14 protein-coding genes are annotated in these 16,012 nt (G+C 72.3%); 8 read left to right on the top strand and 6 right to left on the bottom strand.

Annotation, left to right across the window (positions count from 1 at the left end):
* Positions 1-162: 162 nt before the first annotated feature.
* The gene (locus EJ357_RS26280) at positions 163-1,101 is read right to left on the bottom strand and encodes an HhH-GPD family protein (protein WP_126394040.1); all 939 of its coding nucleotides are present in this window, start codon (positions 1,099-1,101) and stop codon (positions 163-165) included.
* A 140-nt stretch (positions 1,102-1,241) separates the two neighbouring features.
* On the opposite strand from EJ357_RS26280, the gene EJ357_RS26285 reads away from it, so the two are divergent.
* Positions 1,242-2,876: a sensor histidine kinase gene (locus EJ357_RS26285; RefSeq protein WP_126394041.1), complete on the top strand. Its 1,635-nt coding sequence runs from the start codon at positions 1,242-1,244 to the stop codon at positions 2,874-2,876.
* Positions 2,873-3,532 (top strand): response regulator transcription factor, encoded by a 660-nt coding sequence (locus EJ357_RS26290; RefSeq protein WP_126394042.1) that lies wholly within the window; start codon positions 2,873-2,875, stop codon positions 3,530-3,532. Before EJ357_RS26285 ends, EJ357_RS26290 begins: the two co-directional genes overlap by 4 nt.
* 3 nt (positions 3,533-3,535) lie before the next feature.
* Here the strand turns inward: EJ357_RS26290 and EJ357_RS26295 are convergent, their stop codons facing one another.
* A complete protein-coding gene (locus EJ357_RS26295) occupies positions 3,536-4,168 on the bottom strand; it encodes a phosphatase PAP2 family protein (protein WP_175647535.1) in 633 nt (210 codons plus the stop codon).
* Between the two features lie 186 nt (positions 4,169-4,354).
* Here EJ357_RS26295 and EJ357_RS26300 point away from each other — a divergent pair, with 186 nt between their 5' ends.
* Positions 4,355-5,182 carry a hypothetical protein gene (locus EJ357_RS26300; RefSeq protein ID WP_126394044.1) on the top strand — a complete coding sequence of 276 codons (828 nt, stop codon included), beginning with the start codon at positions 4,355-4,357 and terminating at the stop codon, positions 5,180-5,182.
* A gap of 45 nt (positions 5,183-5,227) precedes the next feature.
* Here the strand turns inward: EJ357_RS26300 and EJ357_RS26305 are convergent, their stop codons facing one another.
* The 3 genes from EJ357_RS26305 to radA all read right to left on the bottom strand — a co-directional run bounded on the left by EJ357_RS26305 (position 5,228) and on the right by radA (position 8,385).
* Positions 5,228-5,539: a hypothetical protein gene (locus tag EJ357_RS26305; protein ID WP_228472605.1), complete on the bottom strand. Its 312-nt coding sequence runs from the start codon at positions 5,537-5,539 to the stop codon at positions 5,228-5,230.
* A gap of 230 nt (positions 5,540-5,769) precedes the next feature.
* The gene (gene disA, locus EJ357_RS26310; protein WP_126394045.1) at positions 5,770-6,894 is read right to left on the bottom strand and encodes a DNA integrity scanning diadenylate cyclase DisA; all 1,125 of its coding nucleotides are present in this window, start codon (positions 6,892-6,894) and stop codon (positions 5,770-5,772) included.
* 81 nt (positions 6,895-6,975) lie between these two features.
* The gene (radA, locus tag EJ357_RS26315; protein ID WP_126394046.1) at positions 6,976-8,385 is read right to left on the bottom strand and encodes a DNA repair protein RadA; all 1,410 of its coding nucleotides are present in this window, start codon (positions 8,383-8,385) and stop codon (positions 6,976-6,978) included.
* Between the two features lie 205 nt (positions 8,386-8,590).
* On the opposite strand from radA, the gene EJ357_RS26320 reads away from it, so the two are divergent.
* Positions 8,591-10,387 carry a BACON domain-containing protein gene (locus EJ357_RS26320; protein WP_126394047.1) on the top strand — a complete coding sequence of 599 codons (1,797 nt, stop codon included), beginning with the start codon at positions 8,591-8,593 and terminating at the stop codon, positions 10,385-10,387.
* A gap of 11 nt (positions 10,388-10,398) precedes the next feature.
* Here EJ357_RS26320 and EJ357_RS26325 read toward each other — a convergent pair whose 3' ends face one another.
* Entirely contained in the window at positions 10,399-11,277 is an 879-nt protein-coding gene (locus tag EJ357_RS26325; RefSeq protein ID WP_126394048.1) for a hypothetical protein, read from the bottom strand.
* A 74-nt stretch (positions 11,278-11,351) separates the two neighbouring features.
* On the opposite strand from EJ357_RS26325, the gene EJ357_RS26330 reads away from it, so the two are divergent.
* The 4 genes from EJ357_RS26330 (at position 11,352) to ilvD (ending at position 15,929) form a co-directional block, all read left to right on the top strand.
* On the top strand, positions 11,352-12,284 hold the full coding sequence (locus tag EJ357_RS26330; protein WP_126394049.1) for a Ppx/GppA phosphatase family protein: 933 nt from the start codon (positions 11,352-11,354) through the stop codon (positions 12,282-12,284).
* Between the two features lie 204 nt (positions 12,285-12,488).
* Entirely contained in the window at positions 12,489-13,313 is an 825-nt protein-coding gene (locus tag EJ357_RS26335; protein ID WP_126394050.1) for a sugar phosphate isomerase/epimerase family protein, read from the top strand.
* Positions 13,310-13,951 (top strand): TetR/AcrR family transcriptional regulator, encoded by a 642-nt coding sequence (locus EJ357_RS26340; protein ID WP_126394051.1) that lies wholly within the window; start codon positions 13,310-13,312, stop codon positions 13,949-13,951. Before EJ357_RS26335 ends, EJ357_RS26340 begins: the two co-directional genes overlap by 4 nt.
* A gap of 124 nt (positions 13,952-14,075) precedes the next feature.
* Positions 14,076-15,929: a dihydroxy-acid dehydratase gene (gene ilvD / locus EJ357_RS26345; RefSeq protein WP_126394052.1), complete on the top strand. Its 1,854-nt coding sequence runs from the start codon at positions 14,076-14,078 to the stop codon at positions 15,927-15,929.
* The last annotated feature ends 83 nt before the right edge of the window (positions 15,930-16,012 follow it).

Genomic DNA, 16,012 nt, shown 5'->3' on the forward strand with positions numbered 1-16,012 from the left:
GGCTAGCGCTCGGCTGTCCGTCGGTTGTGTAACGGAAGAAGGAAAGGGGCAAAACGAGGGCGCAGTTGATTGACGTATGGTGCGATTTGTCCGTATCTCAGCCGTGAGGTTGCTGTGCGTCGTGTGTTGCAGAGGCCCCCGTGGCTGTGATGTGACTGTGCGTCAGGTCAGGGGCAGCCGGTACATCCCGCCCGGCAGCGGCTCCACCAGGCCGTCCGCGACCAGGCCGTCCAGGGCACGGGCGCGCTGCACCGGCTCGTGCCACACGCGGTCCAGGGCCGCCTGCGGGACGGGCGAGTGGGCCTCACGCAGTACGGCGAGCAGCTTGCCGCGCACCTGGCGGTCGGTACCGGCGTACGTCTGGCCGCGTCGCGGCGGCCCGTCGTGCTCCGGCTTGCCCGCGAGCCGCCAGGCGCACTGGGCGGCGATCGGGCAACGGTGACACGACTCGTTCTTGGCGGTGCACACCAGCGCGCCCAGCTCCATGGAGGCCGCGGCCCAGCGGGCGGCGGTGCGCTCGTCGTCGGGGAGCAGGGTGCGGGCGAGCTTGCGTTCGGCGGCGGTGGTGGCGTTCGGCGGGTACTGCACGCCGGTGACGGCGCGGGCGAAGACCCGGCGGACGTTGGTGTCCAGGACGGGATGCCGCTGGCCGTACGCGAAGGAGGCCACGGCGGCCGCCGTGTACTCACCGATGCCGGGCAGGGCGAGAAGCTGGGCGTGGTCGGTCGGTACGTCCCCGCCGTGCCGTTCCGCTATGGCCACGGCGGCCCCGTGCAGCCGCAGCGCGCGGCGCGGGTAGCCGAGCCGACCCCAGGCGCGCACGGCCTCGCCGGGGGCGTCCTTGGCGAGGTCGGCGGGCCGGGGCCAGCGGGCGAGCCACTGCTCGTAGACGGGCAGGACGCGGTTCACCGGCGTCTGCTGGAGCATGAACTCACTGACCATCACTCCCCAGGGGCCGGCTTCGGGGCGCCGCCAGGGGAGGTCGCGGGCGTTGTCGTCGAACCATTCGATAACAGCGCCGTGCAGCGGGCTCTCTCCGAGGGAGGTGTCGGAGGGGGCGTCGGCAGGGCTGTCGGGGGAGGGTTTTGTGGGCGCAGTCATGGCCTTCCGATCCTGCCACGTCGGGGGCGGTCGGGTGGGTAGGCGGCGGTGCCGGTGCGTTTGTGGCTGGCCGAGAGGACGTGCCGTTACTGACGATCGGCAGGGGCGGCGCCGCGACCTCCGCTTGTAGCGTCGAGCGAATGGAACGTCCTCGCGCATGGCGGGCCTGCCTCCTGTGGGCCGCCCTCGTGCTGCCCGCCCTCACGGCCGACCGGCTCGGGATGAACGAACCGCGTGCCATGTGGCAGCAGACGGCCGGGCTGGTCGTACTCGCCGCCGCGGTCGGTGTGGCGCGGCGCCAGCCGACCGCGGCCTTCGCGCTGACGGCCGTATGGAGTCTGGCCTCGGCGCCCGCCCTGTTCACCGTCTCCTACGGCCCCGCGCTCGGCGTCTTCGCGCTGCTGCTCGGGCTGCGTGTGGCAGGGGTGCGCCCGGCGGCGGTCGTCTTCGGGGCCGTCGGCTGTGCCGGTACGGCGAGGATCGCGCTGTTCGGGGTCGATCCGGCGCCGGAGTGGGTGGTGCTGACGGGGACGCTGCTCTTCGGCTGCGTGTTCCCCTGGCTCGGCGGCCGCTACTGGCGGCAGAGCCGGCAGCTGGCCGAGGCCGGCTGGACGCGGGCCGCGCGGCTCGAGGGCGAGCAGCGTATCGCCGAGGAGCGGGCCCGGCTGCGCGAGCGGGCCCGGATCGCCCAGGACATGCACGACTCCTTGGGGCACGAGCTGAGCCTGATCGCCCTGCGCGCGGGCGCCCTCCAGGTCGCCGCCGACCTCCCGGACCACCACCGCAGCGCCGCAGCCGACCTGCGCGCGGCCGCCGCCGACGCCACCGAACGCCTGCACCGCATCATCGGCGTCCTGCGGGAGGAGGACGAGCCGGTGTCCCTTTCTCCGCCGGGCGAGACGGTCGAGCAACTCGTCGCACGGGCCGCCGAGTCGGGGTTGGCGGTGCGGTGGGAGCCGGTGCGAAGTGGCGGGGCGGTGCGGCGGACGGCCTCGGTCGGGGATGGCGCGGCGGCGCGGCGGACAGTCGGCGAAGTCGCCGAGCGCGTCCTGTACCGGGTGGTCCGCGAGGCCCTGACCAACGCGGCCCGGCACGCGCCGGGTGCCGAGGTCACCCTGACGGTGGGCAGGGAGGCCGACGGCACGACGGTCACGGTGGTCAACGGACAGGGAGCCCGCACGGCGCCGAGCCCCGCTGCCCCGCCCTCCTCCTCCGGTGGCACCGGCCTCCAGGCCCTCCGCGCCGCCGTCACCGCGGTCGGCGGCGACTTCGGGGCCGGTCCGTGTGGGGAGGGGTTCCGTGTGCAGGCGTACATCCCCGAGCCCGACGCCGCCACACCCGTACGGCCGACGCCGGCCCCCGCCCCGTACGCCCCCTTCACCCGAGCCCGCCGCCGCGTGGCGCTCGCCTTCGCGGCCGCCGCCGGCGCGGGCGTGGTGCTCGTCGGCGGGGCGTTCGCCTGGTACGCGTACACCGAGACCCACTCGGTGCTGCCGCCCGCCGCCTACGCCGAACTGCGGCTGGGAGCCTCGGGCGGCGACGTCGCGCAGGTCCTGCCGGACCGCACCGTGCGGGACGCCCCCGTGGAGCGCGCGCCCGTGCCGCCCCCGACGGGCAGCGACTGCCGCTACTACCGTGCGAGCGGCGAACTCCTCGTCTCCGTCGACCACTTCAGGCTCTGCTTCGACGAAACGGGACGGCTGGTCGCCAAGGACGTGATCCCCGGAGCCGGTCGTTCCCAACGCCCTTCCACCGATGAGGAGTTCGCGCAGTGATCCGCGTACTGCTGGCCGACGACGAGGCGATGGTGCGGGCCGGTGTGCGCGCCATCCTGGCGAGCGGCGGTGAGACCGAGGTCGTCGCGGAGGCGGGCGACGGGCGCGAGGCGGTCGAGCTGACCCGCGCGCACCGCCCGGACGTGGCCCTGCTGGACATCCGCATGCCCCGCCTGGACGGACTCGCCGCGGCGGAGGAGATCGTACGGACCGTCCCCGGCACTGCCGTGGCGATGCTCACCACCTTCTCCGAACAGGCTTACGTCGCCCGCGCCCTCGGCGGCGGCGCGACCGGCTTCCTGCTGAAGTCCGGGGACCCGTACGAACTGATCGCCGGGGTAAGGGCGGTGGCGGCCGGCGCGGCCTTCCTGTCGCCGAAGGTCGCGCGGTACGTCATCGACTCACTGGGCGGCAGCGGCGGCCGACTCGGCCGCGAGGCCGCCGCACGCGCGCGCGTGGACGGGCTCAGCCCGCGCGAGCGCGAGGTGCTCGGGCTCGTCGGCGCGGGCCTGTCCAACCCGGAGATCGCCGCCCGGCTGCACCTCGTGGAGGGCACGGTGAAGGCGTATGTGAGCGCGGTGCTCGACCGGTTGGGGGTGCGCAACCGGGTGCAGGCGGCGATCGTGGCGTACGAGGCGGGGCTGGTGGAGTCGTGAGCCTCAGCGCATGTCGTACGAGGGGACGCGCGCCGGTCCCGGCCCCGTGAACCACCGCACGGCGGGCGTCGACGAGGTCCGCATCGCCTCCGCCAGCCGGGTCGCCGGACGCGTGGACAGCCGTACGACCGTCACCGCGACCAGCGCGCCGAAGGCGAGGCCCGCCGCGACGTCGTGCGGGTAGTGGACGCCGACGAAGACGCGGGAGAAGGCCAAGAGGAGGGCCAAGGGCGCCGTCAGCCACAGGAGGGTGCGGCGCGTCAGGGCCACGGCGACGGCCGCGGCACCCGCGATCGTGGCGTGGTTGCTGGGGAAGGACCAGTCGCCCGGCGGTGGGCAGGCGCTGAGCGGAGCGGTCGCGTCCGGCACCGCCCGGCACGGACGCTCCTGTGTGACAAGGGACTTGAGCACCTCACTGCAGACGTACGCCACAGCAGTGGCCAGAGGTGCAAGGACCGCGATCGCGAACGCGCGGGCGCTGTCGCCCCTGGCCCGCCACCACGTGGTGACGAACAGCGCGGCGAACAGCAGCAGTCCGGCCTCCGTCCCTGTCTCGGCGGTGTGCTGTACCCACGTTGGGGTGTCCCGGGCGAAGCCGGTGATGTCGCGGTAGAGCTCGGCGTCCTCGAAGTCCATGGTCACGGACCGTAGGCGGCGGGCCGATACCGTCACATCCTGCGATCGTCAGGTGCCGGCCCTGACGGAAGACAGGGGTGAGGCGGCCGCCGCCGGACGGTTTCCGGAATGATGATCCGGAAAAGTTGCGGCTCTGGGCGGCGGGTGGGGCAGGCTGACGGGCTGATCTCTCGTACAGTTTGCGCCGTGGGATCTCTGCGCAATCCGGTCGGGCCGCTTCCCTCCACCATCTACTGGCGACGGAGGGCCGTACTGCTGTCTGTGGTCGCCCTGTTGGCGCTGCTGGTCACCTGGGTGCTCGCATCGGGTGGCGGAGGCGGCAAGAACAACGCGGGCGGCTCGGACGGCAAGAATCCAGGGCCCTCGACGATCACGCCGGGCCCGTCGGGTTCGGGGCCGGCGATCAGTCAGGCGCCGGGCGGACGGGACGAGTCTCCCGGCGGCGCGGACTCCGGTGGGTCGGGGTCCGGTGACGGCTCCGGGTCCGCGGACGGCGGCGATTCCGGTGACGGGGACTCCGGCGGGTCGGCCGGCTCGGGCAGCGGATCCGCGGGGGGCGGTTCCGGCAGCGGTGTCGGTATGGACGACACGGTCGGTGAAGGCTCCTCCCTGCCCGGCTGCATCGCGGGCCAGGTGAAGCTGACCGTGCGGAGCCGGCAGAACGCGTACGACCCCGGTGAGACGCCCGCCCTGCTGCTGACCGCGACGAACACCTCCACCTATGACTGCAAGGTCGATCTCGGCCCGAGGAACGCGGTGGTGACGATCACTCAGGCGGGAGCCGAGGACGACTTCTGGTCCTCCGCCGACTGCCCCGAGGTCACCCGCAGCCTGCCGTTCCGGGTGCCCGCAGGGTCGAGCATCACGTACACGGTGAAGTGGGACCGCAGTGCGAGCGCCCCGCAGTGCGCGACGCCGGCCGCGGCGTCGGCGGAGGCGGGGACGTACCTCGTGGAGACCAAGACACCGGGCTTCGGGACGGCGCAGACGTCGTTCGTGCTGGAGAACGACTAGGGCGTTTCTTTTGGATCATCTGGAAACGGCCCGCGCTGGAGCATGTCAGGCCAGCTGGAAGCCGCTCCGGAAGACACCGCCGTACTCGCCAGGCGTCTCCCAGCAGGTGTAATGGCGGCCAAGGAGATCGGGCAGGTCGATCCCCAGTTGCTCCGCCAAGTCGGCGGCACCGGTCTGGCGGGTCCGAGAGGGGTCATCGGCAGCTTGAAACAGGGCCGAGGCGCCGCGCAGTTCGACTACCACGTACTCCACACGCTTGCCCGTGCCGACTACGGGTTCCTCGTGGTGCTGCTCATGCCGGGGATTCACAGCCTGCCCGCAGAGCCCGCAGCGCAGGTCGTCCTGTGATGCATCCACGGCGGGCATCGTACAGCTCGCTCGAACACGTGTGGCCACCAGTCATCCTCCCCCCAGGACGCCCGGGCATCGGCTCGCCGAACGCCCCCACCCCCATCACTGATCCGAAAGAAACGCCCTGGCGGCGGTTCCGGCGGGGGTCGTGAACCCCCGCCGTCTGCGGGCCATCGTGCCGTCGGCCCGGCTCCCGGCCAAGGCAAGGCCGGAAAACCGGGCGAAGCCCCGGAAACCTAGACGTACCGCTCCAGAATCGAGCTCTCCGCAAGCCGCGAAAGCCCCTCCCGCACGCTTCGCGCCCGAGCCTCCCCGACTCCGTCCACCGTCTGCAGGTCGTCCACACTCGCGGCGAGCAGCTTCTGCAGCCCCCCGAAGTGCTCCACCAGCCGATCGATGATCGCCCCCGGCAGCCGCGGCACCTTGGCCAGCAGCCGGAAGCCGCGCGGGGACACCGCCGAGTCCAGCGCCTCGGGGGAGCCTGTGTAGCCCAACGCCCGTGCCACCGTGGGGAGTTCCAGGAGCTCGGCGTGGGTGAGGGCGTCCAGCTCGTACAGCGCCTCGTCGACGGTGCGGGAACGCTTGGCCGTCGGCTCGGGGACGTAGTCGCGCACCACGAGCTCGCGCTCGGGCTCCACGCCCGCGATCAACTCGTCGAGCTGGAGCGCCAGAAGACGCCCGTCCGTGCCCAGCTCCACCACGTACTCGGCGATCTCGGTCGCGATGCGGCGCACCATCTCCAGCCGCTGGGCGACCGCCGAGACGTCGCGGACCGTCACCAGGTCCTCGATCTCCAGCGCTGACAACGTTCCCGCGACCTCGTCGAGGCGGAGCTTGTAGCGCTCCAGGGTGGCCAGGGCCTGGTTGGCGCGGGAGAGGATCGCGGCGGAGTCCTCCAGGACGCGGCGGTGTCCGTCGACGTACAGGGCGATGAGCCGCATCGACTGGGAGACGGAGACGACCGGGAAGCCGACCTGCTTGCTGACCCGGTCCGCCGTACGGTGCCGGGTGCCCGTCTCCTCCGTGGGGATCGTCGGGTCCGGCACCAGCTGGACGCCGGCGCGCAGGATCTTCGACAGGTCGGACGACAGCACGATGCCGCCGTCGAGCTTGCACAGCTCCCGAAGCCGCGTTGCCGTGAACTCGACATCCAGGACGAATCCGCCCGTGCACATCACTTCGACGGTCTTGTCGGAGCCGAGCACGATGAGTCCGCCGGTGTTGCCGCGGAGAATCCGTTCGAGGCCGTCGCGCAGGGCCGTGCCTGGTGCCACGGCGCTCAGTGAGGCGCGCATCAGGCCATCGGCACCGGAGCTCCCACCGGACTTTCCGGGAGCTGCTGCCCGGTCGTTGGCTGCCACTGCACTCCTCCGGTCGCAGGTTCTGGGGCGCTCCCGTTTCGCACACTCTGTTCGTACGGACGGGCGAGACCAGGGCAAAGTCTACCGGCGGTCCTCCTCGTCCCGTGGGGCCTCTCGACGACGCGAGCGCGGAAGGACCCGGAGAGCGTCCCCTATGTCGGCCACTTCCAGCACCTTCATGCCGGGAGGGATCTTGCCGGGATCGCCCGGAACGAGTGCGTGGGTGAAGCCCAGCCGGTGCGCTTCGGCGAGCCTGCGCTGCACTCCCGTGACCCGTCTGACCTCGCCCGCGAGGCCCACTTCGCCGATCGCCACCAGGTTCTTGGGGAGAGGTGTGTCACTCGCGGCGGAGGCCAGCGCGAGGGCGACCGCGAGGTCCGCGGCGGGCTCCGAGAGCCGCACTCCGCCGACCGTCGCTGAGTAGATGTCCCGCTTGCCGAGGGCGCTGATCCGCCCGCGCTGCTCCAGCACGGCCAGCATCATCGAGACGCGCGAGGTCTCCAGGCCGGAGGTGGTGCGGCGGGGGGAGGGGATCTGCGAGTCGACGGTGAGCGCCTGGACTTCGGCGACCAGCGGGCGGCGTCCCTCCAGGGTGACGGTCAGGCAGGTGCCGGGGACCGGTTCGGCACGTCTTGTCAGGAAAAGTCCGCTTGGGTCCGCAAGGCCCGTGATGCCCTCGTCGTGCAGCTCGAAGCAGCCGACCTCGTCCGTCGCGCCGTAGCGGTTCTTGACGCCGCGTACGAGACGCAGGCGCGCGTGCCGGTCGCCCTCGAAGTGGAGCACCACGTCCACGAGGTGTTCCAGGAGGCGGGGACCGGCGATGGCGCCGTCCTTCGTGACGTGTCCCACGAGGAGCGTGGACATGCCGCGTTCCTTGGAGGCCCGGATCAGGGCGCCGGCCACCTCCCGGACCTGCGCCATGCCACCGGGCGCACCGTCGATCTCCGGGGAGGCCACGGTCTGCACGGAGTCGAGGATGAGCAGCGAGGGCTTCACCGCGTCCAAGTGGCCGAGCACGGCGGCCAGATCGGTCTCGGCGGCGAGGTAGAGGTGGTCGTCGAGGGCGCCGATGCGGTCGGCGCGCAGCCGGACCTGGCTCGCCGACTCCTCACCGGTGACGTACAACGTGCGGTGCTCGTCGCTCGCCGACTTGGCCGCCACGTCGAGCAGCAGGGTGGACTTGCCGACGCCGGGCTCGCCCGCGAGGAGGACGACGGCTCCGGGCACCAGTCCGCCGCCGAGGACCCGGTCCAGTTCGGGCACGCCGGTGGACCGCGCGGTCGCCTGACGGCCGTCGACCTGCCCGATGGGCACCGCGGACGTCGACACCCGCCCCGGCGCCGTGGTGCGGACCGCGGGCGCGCCGTACTCCTCGACCGTCCCCCACGCCTGGCACTCGGGGCAGCGGCCGAGCCACTTGGCCGTCTGCCAGCCGCACTCGGTGCAGCGGTAGGAGGGGCGGTCCTTCGCGGACTTGGTACGGGCAGCCATGCGAAGAACCGTAACCGAGCCCACTGACAACGCCGTACGGCCGCGCGTCCGGCCCCGTTTCCGAGGCCGCCGCGGGGTCGTCTCGTCATGCACAAGCCACGGAATCAGGGGTTCCTGTCCCCGATTGAGGGATCGTTTCACCCGTATGGATTAAAACGACTCAAGCGGCAAGAAGGCGCCACCCCGGGCCCCCTACGGTCCACCAATGATGAGCAGCAGTCCGGAAACCTCGACCCGCACCGCCGGAGCCCACCGGGGGCGCCGGGAGGCGCGTGATCGTGCGGCGGCGCGTACGTCGGCGCAGCGGCCGCCCGCCCGCTACGAGCCGTATCTGGACGGGCTGTTCACCTACTGCCTGTCCGTCCTGTGCGACCACGACGCCGCGACCGCCGCTCTGGGCGACGCCCTCGCGCTCGCCGAACGGCGCGGGCAGCGTGTGCCGGACTCCGCCGCCGACCGGCGCCCCTGGCTGTACGCGCTGGCCCGCTGGGCGTGTCTGCGCAAGCTGGCCGAGGCCAAGCAGAAACGTCAGAGCAGCCACGCGGCGGGCCGGCACGGCGCCCACCGGCAGACGCCGACCCGGGCCGAGGGGCCGCCCGTCTCCGAGGAGGTCCAGGAGCTGCGGCGCCGTGAACTCGCCCTGCTCGCCTGGCCGGAGGCCGCCGGCACCACCCCGGAGCAGCGCGAGGCCCTCGAACTCGCCGTACGCCACCACCTCGCCGCCCACGAGGTCGCCGCCGCCCTCGGCATGGACCTGGCAGCCGCCCGTGACCTGCTCGCCTCCGCCGCCTGCGAGGTCGAGCGCACGCGCGCGGCCCTCGCCGTCGTCGAGACCGGCGCCTGTCCGAGCGTCGCCCGGCTCACCGGCGACAACCAGCTCGTCCTCAGCACGGCCCTGCGCCGCGAACTCGTCCGGCACGTCGACGACTGCCCCCGATGTCGCCGCACCGCCGAGCGCGCGATCCCCGGCCGGTGGCCCGGCGCGACCGTCACCCCCGCCGAGCTGCCCGTCCTTCAGGCACCCCGCGCGTCCCTGCACATGGCCCTGACGCACCACTCACGCGCGCGGGGCGTCGCCGTGCCGCGCTTCGACCGGCGTGGCTTCCCGATGGACCCCAAGGACCGTGCCGCCCGCAGGGACCGGCTACGCGCGCGTGCCGTCACCACGACCGTCGTCGCCACCGTCGTCGCCGCCCCGGTCCTCGCCCTGTGGGCCGCCTACCGGGGCACCCCGACCGGCGAGGGCGTCGACGGGCCCTCGGCCACCGCGAGCGAGGCGCACGGCCCCGGCAGCCTCGACGGGGAAACGGCGGACGGCGGCTACGAGAACGCCGGCAACGCGCGCCCCGACCGGGGGGACCGTTTCGGCGACCGCGACAAACCGGACGTCTCCGTGGAGGTCGTCAGCGTCGGCGGCGTGGGCGGGAAGAGCGCCGGGCAGCTGGAGGTCTCGGCCGGCAACAGCGGCGACACCACGCTCGTCACCCTGACGGCGACGGGGCGCGCGCCGGTGCGCTGGTCCGCGACCACCGGCGCGCAGTGGCTCTATCTGAGCCAGTCGGCGGGAACCCTGGCGCCCGGCGAGTCGTTGACGATCAAGGTGTACGTCGACCAGCTGCGCGAGCCGTCCGGGCCCTGGAGCGCGCGCGTGGCGATCTCACCGGCCGGCGCCGTCGTCTGCATCGAGGGCTACGGCACCGCCCCGAGCCCCTCCGACCCGGGACACGGCCCGGACCCCACCGATCCCACCCACCCCGGCAATCCCACCGACCCGACCGACCCCGGGAGCCCCAGCGGCCCCCCGCCCTCGTCCCCCGGACCCGATCCGACGCCGACGAGCCCGGCTCCGACCGACCCCATGCCCAGCGAGCCGCCGCCCTCGTCGCCCGACCCGTCCCCGACCGCGGGCGACCCGTCGCCGTCCGATCCGTCCGGCCCGTCCGATCCGGGCAGCCCGCCGCCGGCCGACGGCAGCGGCGAACCGGGCCCGTCGGCGTCATAGACCGCGGGGGCTCAGCCCTGCAGGCCCTCCTGGCCCACGGGATCCGCCGGGTGGGGCGCCAGCAACGGCAGCTGCGAGGCCAGCCGCTCCTCGCACAGCTCGACGAGGCGGTCGTAGCCCGCCTTGCCCATCAGCTCGGTCAGCTCCGGCCGGTAGGACACGTAGACCGGGTCGCCCGCGCCGTGCGCAGAGGTCGCCGAGGTGCACCACCAGTGCAGGTCGTGGCCGCCCGGGCCCCAGCCGCGGCGGTCGTACTCACCGATCGAGACCTGAAGGACGCGGGTGTCGTCGGGCCGGTCGATCCAGTCGTACGTCCGCCGGATCGGCAGCTGCCAGCAGACGTCCGGCTTGGTCTCCAGCGGCTCGCGGCCCTCCTTCAGGGCGAGGATGTGCAGCGAGCAGCCCGCGCCGCCGGCGAAGCCGGGCCGGTTCTGGAAGATGCACGAGCCGTTGTAGGGGCGGGTCTGGCGGTCGCCGTCCTCGTCCTCCGAGACCCAGCCGTGCTCCATGCCCTCGTCATGGTGCTGCCAGATTTCCGGCGTGAGTCTCGCCACATGGTCGGCGACCCGCTTCTCGTCGTCCTCGTCGGAGAAGTGGGCGCCCAGGGTGCAGCAGCCGTCGTCCGCGCGGCCCGCCTGGATGCCCTGGCAGCCGCTGCCGAAGATGCAGTTCCAACGGGAGGTCAGCCATGTCAGATCGCAGCGGAAGACCTGCTCGTCGTCCGCCGGATCAGGGAACTCCACCCATGCGCGGGCGAAGTCGAGTCCCTTCTCGTCCGGCTCCGGGGAGCCCTTCTTGGGCTTCTTCGACTTCGTGGCTGCCTTTGCCTGCGAAGAACCCGTGGCGGATTTGGCCGTCTTGTCGCTCTTCGCCTTTTTCGTCTTTGGCACGGGACCAGGGTACGGCGTCCGTACCTGCGACTTCGAGGACGGAGCAGCGCCCAGGTGGCAGTAGCGTTCCGTACATGAGACTCGGTGTCCTCGACGTGGGATCTAACACCGTGCATCTGCTGGTGGTGGATGCACACCCTGGCGCGCGCCCGCTGCCCGCGCACTCACACAAGGCGGAGCTGCGCCTTGCCCAACTCCTCGACGACAGCGGGGCCATCGGTCCCGACGGGGTCGACAAGCTGATCGGTGTCGTCCACGAGGCGTTGCAGGCGGCCGAGGACAAGGGTGTCGAGGAGGTCCTGCCGTTCGCGACGTCCGCGGTGCGGGAGGCCAGCAACGCGGACGACGTCCTCGCGCGCGTGAAGGGCGAAACCGGGGTTGAGCTGCAGGTTCTCACCGGCGCCGAGGAGGCCCGGCTGACCTTCCTCGCCGCCCGGCGCTGGTTCGGCTGGTCGGCCGGGAAGCTGCTGGTGCTCGACATCGGCGGCGGCTCCCTGGAGATCGCGTACGGCATGGACGAGGAGCCGGACACCGCGGTGTCGCTGCCGCTGGGCGCGGGGCGGCTGACCGCCGGCTGGCTGCCGGGCGACCCGCCCGACCCGGAGGCGATAAGGGCGCTGCGACGGCATGTCCGCGCACAGATCGCCCGTACGGTCGGCGAATTCAGCCGTTTCGGGGCCCCCGACCATGTGGTCGCCACCTCCAAGACCTTCAAGCAGCTCGCCCGCCTGGCCGGCGCGGCCCGCTCCACGGAGGGCCTCTACGTCCAGCGCGACCTGAAGCGGGAGTCCCTGGAGGCCTGGGTCCCGCGCCTGGCCGGCATGACCACCGCCCAGCGGGCGGAACTCCCGGGCGTCTCGGAGTTCCGCGCGGGACAGCTGCTCGCGGGGGCGCTGGTGGCCGAGGGGGCGATGGACCTGTTCGGCGTGGAGACGCTGGAGATCTGTCCCTGGGCGCTGCGGGAGGGCGTGATCCTGCGGAAGTTGGATCATTTGACGGTGGGGTGACGGCCGCTCTCCGGGGGCGACGGCCCCCGTCAGGGCATGTGGCGACCCCGGGCGTCGTGAACCCCGCCACACCGTCGGCCCATGCCCCCACTCCAAGCCCTCGGCATATGCCCAGTTCGCACCCCTGACCGCCGCGACGCCCCCATGGCGGGCCCGCGCCCATCCGTTCCCCGGCCTCCAGCACGGCCCCGTACTCTGTCCCTCGTGGCAGAACCAGTGGTGCGCATCCCGGATGCGAAGGTCGCCCTCTCGACGGCCTCCGTCTACCCGGAGTCGACGGCAACGGCCTTCGAGATCGCCGCGCGCCTGGGGTACGACGGCGTCGAGGTCATGGTGTGGACCGACCCGGTCAGCCAGGACATGGAGGCGCTGCGCAGGCTCAGCGACTACCACCGCATCCCGATCCTCGCCGTTCACGCCCCCTGCCTGCTGATCACCCAGCGCGTGTGGTCCACCGACCCCTGGACCAAGCTCCAGCGCGCCCAGGCGGCCGCCGAGAAGCTGGGGGCCTCCACGGTCGTCGTGCACCCGCCGTTCCGCTGGCAGCGCCAGTACGCCCGCGACTTCGTCGCCGGTATCTGGCGGATGGCGAACGAGACGGACGTACGGTTCGCCGTCGAAAACATGTACCCCTGGCGCTACCGCGACCGCGAGATGCTCGCCTACGCCCCCGACTGGGACGTGACGAAGGACGACTACCGGCACTTCACGATCGATCTCAGTCATACGGCGACCGCCCGGAGCGACGCGCTCCAGATGATCGACCGGATGGGGGACCGTCTCGGCCATGTTCACCTCGCCGACGGCCGGGGATCGGCGAAGGACGAGCACCTCGTCCCCGGCCGTGGCACCCAGCCCTGCGCCGAGGTGCTGGAGCGTCTCGCGCACACCGGCTTCGACGGCCACGTGGTCATCGAGGTCAACACCCGCCGCGCGATGTCCAGCGCCGAGCGCGAGGCCGACCTCGCCGAGGCCCTCGCCTTCACGCGGCTGCATCTGGCCTCCGCGGCGAAGGTGCCCCGTCCGTGACCGACACCACGCCGGGCCAGGGCGGCGTGGGCTCCCGACGCCGGGGCCGGCCCCCTCGTACGGACTCCGGCGGCACCCGTGACCGGATCCTGAACGCGGCCCGCGAGGAGTTCTCCGAGCGCGGCTACGACAAGACGTCCGTGCGCGGCATCGCCAAGGCCGCCGGGGTGGACTCGGCCCTCGTGCACCACTACTTCGGCACCAAGGAGCAGGTCTTCGAGGCGGCGGTGGAGGTCGCCTTCGCGCCGGCGCTGAAGGTGCGGGACGCGGTCCTTCAGGGGCCGCTCGACGACGCCGGCGAGCGGATGACCCGCACCATCTTCGGGCTCTGGGAGAACCCGGTCACCCGCAAGCCGCTGCTCGCGATCGTCCGCTCGGCGGTCAACAACGAGGCCGCGGCCGCCGTCTTCCGCCGCCTCGTCTCCGCGCAGCTGCTGCGCCGCATCGCCGACGAGATAGACGCCCCGGACGCGCAACTGCGCGCCGAGCTGGCGGCCGCGCAGCTCGTGGGCGTCGCGATGATGCGCTACGTCATCAAGATCGAGCCGATCGCGTCGGCGGACGTGGAGCAGATCATCACGCGCGTGGCGCCCGTCGTGCAGGGACATCTCACCGGGTGGGGAGCGCCGGACAGCTGATGTGCGAGACGCGCATCCCGCATTTCGGACACCTCGTCCCGCCCTCTGGATGACCGGCGTACGCTCGTTAGCAGTCAGAAGTCTCTGATCGCAGTCCCAGCTGTCCCTGAAGGAGCGAGCGACGATGCCCGAGCTGAGGTCCCGCACAGTCACCCACGGCCGCAACATGGCGGGCGCCCGCGCCCTTATGCGCGCCTCCGGTGTACCCGGTGCGGACATCGGCCGGAAGCCGATCATCGCGGTGGCGAACTCCTTCACCGAGTTCGTGCCCGGCCACACCCACCTGCAGCCCGTCGGCCGGATCGTCAGCGAGGCGATCCGCGAGGCCGGCGGCATCCCGCGCGAGTTCAACACGATCGCCGTCGACGACGGTATCGCCATGGGACACGGCGGCATGCTGTACTCGCTGCCCTCCCGCGACCTCATCGCGGACTCGGTCGAGTACATGGTTGAGGCCCACTGCGCCGACGCCCTGATCTGCATCTCCAACTGCGACAAGATCACCCCGGGCATGCTGAACGCCGCGCTGCGGCTGAACATCCCCACGGTCTTCGTCTCCGGTGGCCCCATGGAGTCCGGCCGCGCCACGCTGGTCGACGGCACGGTCCGCACCCTCGACCTGGTCGACGCGATCTCCGACGCCGTGAACGACAAGATCTCGGACGAGGACATCCTCCGTATCGAGGAGAACGCCTGTCCGACCTGCGGCTCCTGTTCCGGCATGTTCACCGCCAACTCGATGAACTGCCTGACCGAGGCCATCGGCCTGTCCCTGCCGGGCAACGGCTCGGTGCTGGCCACTCACACGGCCCGTAAGGCGCTGTACGAGGACGCGGCCCGCACGGTCATGGACATCACCCGCCGCTACTACGAGCAGGACGACGACACGGTCCTGCCGCGCAACGTCGCCACCTTCGCCGCCTTCGAGAACGCCATGGCCCTCGACATCGCGATGGGCGGCTCCACCAACACGATCCTGCACCTGCTGGCCGCCGCCCAGGAGGCGGGCGTTCCGTTCGGCCTGGAGCAGATCAACGAGGTCAGCCGCCGGGTCCCGTGCCTGGCGAAGGTCGCGCCCAACGTCGCCAAGGACCGCACGTACTACATGGAGGACGTGCACCGCGCCGGCGGCATCCCGGCCCTGCTGGGCGAGCTGCACCGGGCCGGCCTGCTCAACGAGGACGTGCATGCCGTCCACAGCCCGTCCCTGGCGGACTGGCTGAAGACCTGGGACGTGCGCGGCGGATCCCCCTCGCCCAAGGCCGTCGAGCTGTGGCACGCCGCCCCGGGCTGCGTCCGGTCGGCCGAGGCCTTCTCGCAGTCCGAGCGCTGGGAGGCCCTCGACGAGGATGCCGAGGGCGGCTGCATCCGCAGCGCCGAGCACGCGTACTCCAAGGACGGCGGCCTCGCCGTCCTCAAGGGCAACCTGGCCGTCGACGGCTGTGTCGTGAAGACCGCGGGCGTCGACGAGTCGATCTGGACCTTCGAGGGCCCGGCGGTCGTCTGCGAGTCGCAGGAAGAGGCCGTCGAGAAGATCCTCAACAAGCAGGTCAAGGACGGCGACGTCGTCGTCATCCGCTACGAGGGCCCCAAGGGCGGCCCCGGCATGCAGGAGATGCTCTACCCGACGTCCTTCCTCAAGGGCCGCGGCCTCGGCAAGACCTGCGCCCTGATCACCGACGGCCGCTTCTCGGGCGGCACGTCCGGTCTGTCGATCGGCCACGCCTCCCCGGAGGCCGCGTCCGGCGGCACGATCGCCCTCGTCGAGGACGGCGACCGTATCCGCATCGACATCCCGAACCGCTCGATCGAGTTGCTCGTCGACGAGGTGGAACTCACCCGCCGTGAGCAGGCGTTGAACGGGGTGTACGCCCCGAAGAACCGCGAGCGCAAGGTGTCGGCGGCACTGCGCGCGTACGCGGCGATGGCGACCAGCGCGGACAAGGGCGCGGTGCGGGATGTGACGAAGCTGGGCTGAGGTTGCTGTGCCGCAGGGGCCGTCTTCCTTCGGGAGGCGGCCCCTGTGGCTGTCACGGGGGCGGGAGAAGGCGGACGTACGGT

Origin of the sequence: Streptomyces cyaneochromogenes (assembly GCF_003963535.1) — a bacterium.
GTDB lineage: Bacteria > Actinomycetota > Actinomycetes > Streptomycetales > Streptomycetaceae > Streptomyces > Streptomyces shaanxiensis.

Excerpts from the sequence above, each read along its gene's own strand:
- EJ357_RS26330 (WP_126394049.1), top strand. The coding sequence starts at position 11,352 with ATGAGACTCGGTGTCCTCGACGTGGGATCTAACACCGTGCATCTGCTG.
- radA (WP_126394046.1), bottom strand. The coding sequence starts at position 8,385 with ATGGCTGCCCGTACCAAGTCCGCGAAGGACCGCCCCTCCTACCGCTGC.
- EJ357_RS26280 (WP_126394040.1), bottom strand. The coding sequence starts at position 1,101 with ATGACTGCGCCCACAAAACCCTCCCCCGACAGCCCTGCCGACGCCCCC.
- EJ357_RS26295 (WP_175647535.1), bottom strand. The coding sequence starts at position 4,168 with ATGGACTTCGAGGACGCCGAGCTCTACCGCGACATCACCGGCTTCGCC.
- EJ357_RS26320 (WP_126394047.1), top strand. The coding sequence starts at position 8,591 with ATGATGAGCAGCAGTCCGGAAACCTCGACCCGCACCGCCGGAGCCCAC.
- ilvD (WP_126394052.1), top strand. The coding sequence starts at position 14,076 with ATGCCCGAGCTGAGGTCCCGCACAGTCACCCACGGCCGCAACATGGCG.
- EJ357_RS26285 (WP_126394041.1), top strand. The coding sequence starts at position 1,242 with ATGGAACGTCCTCGCGCATGGCGGGCCTGCCTCCTGTGGGCCGCCCTC.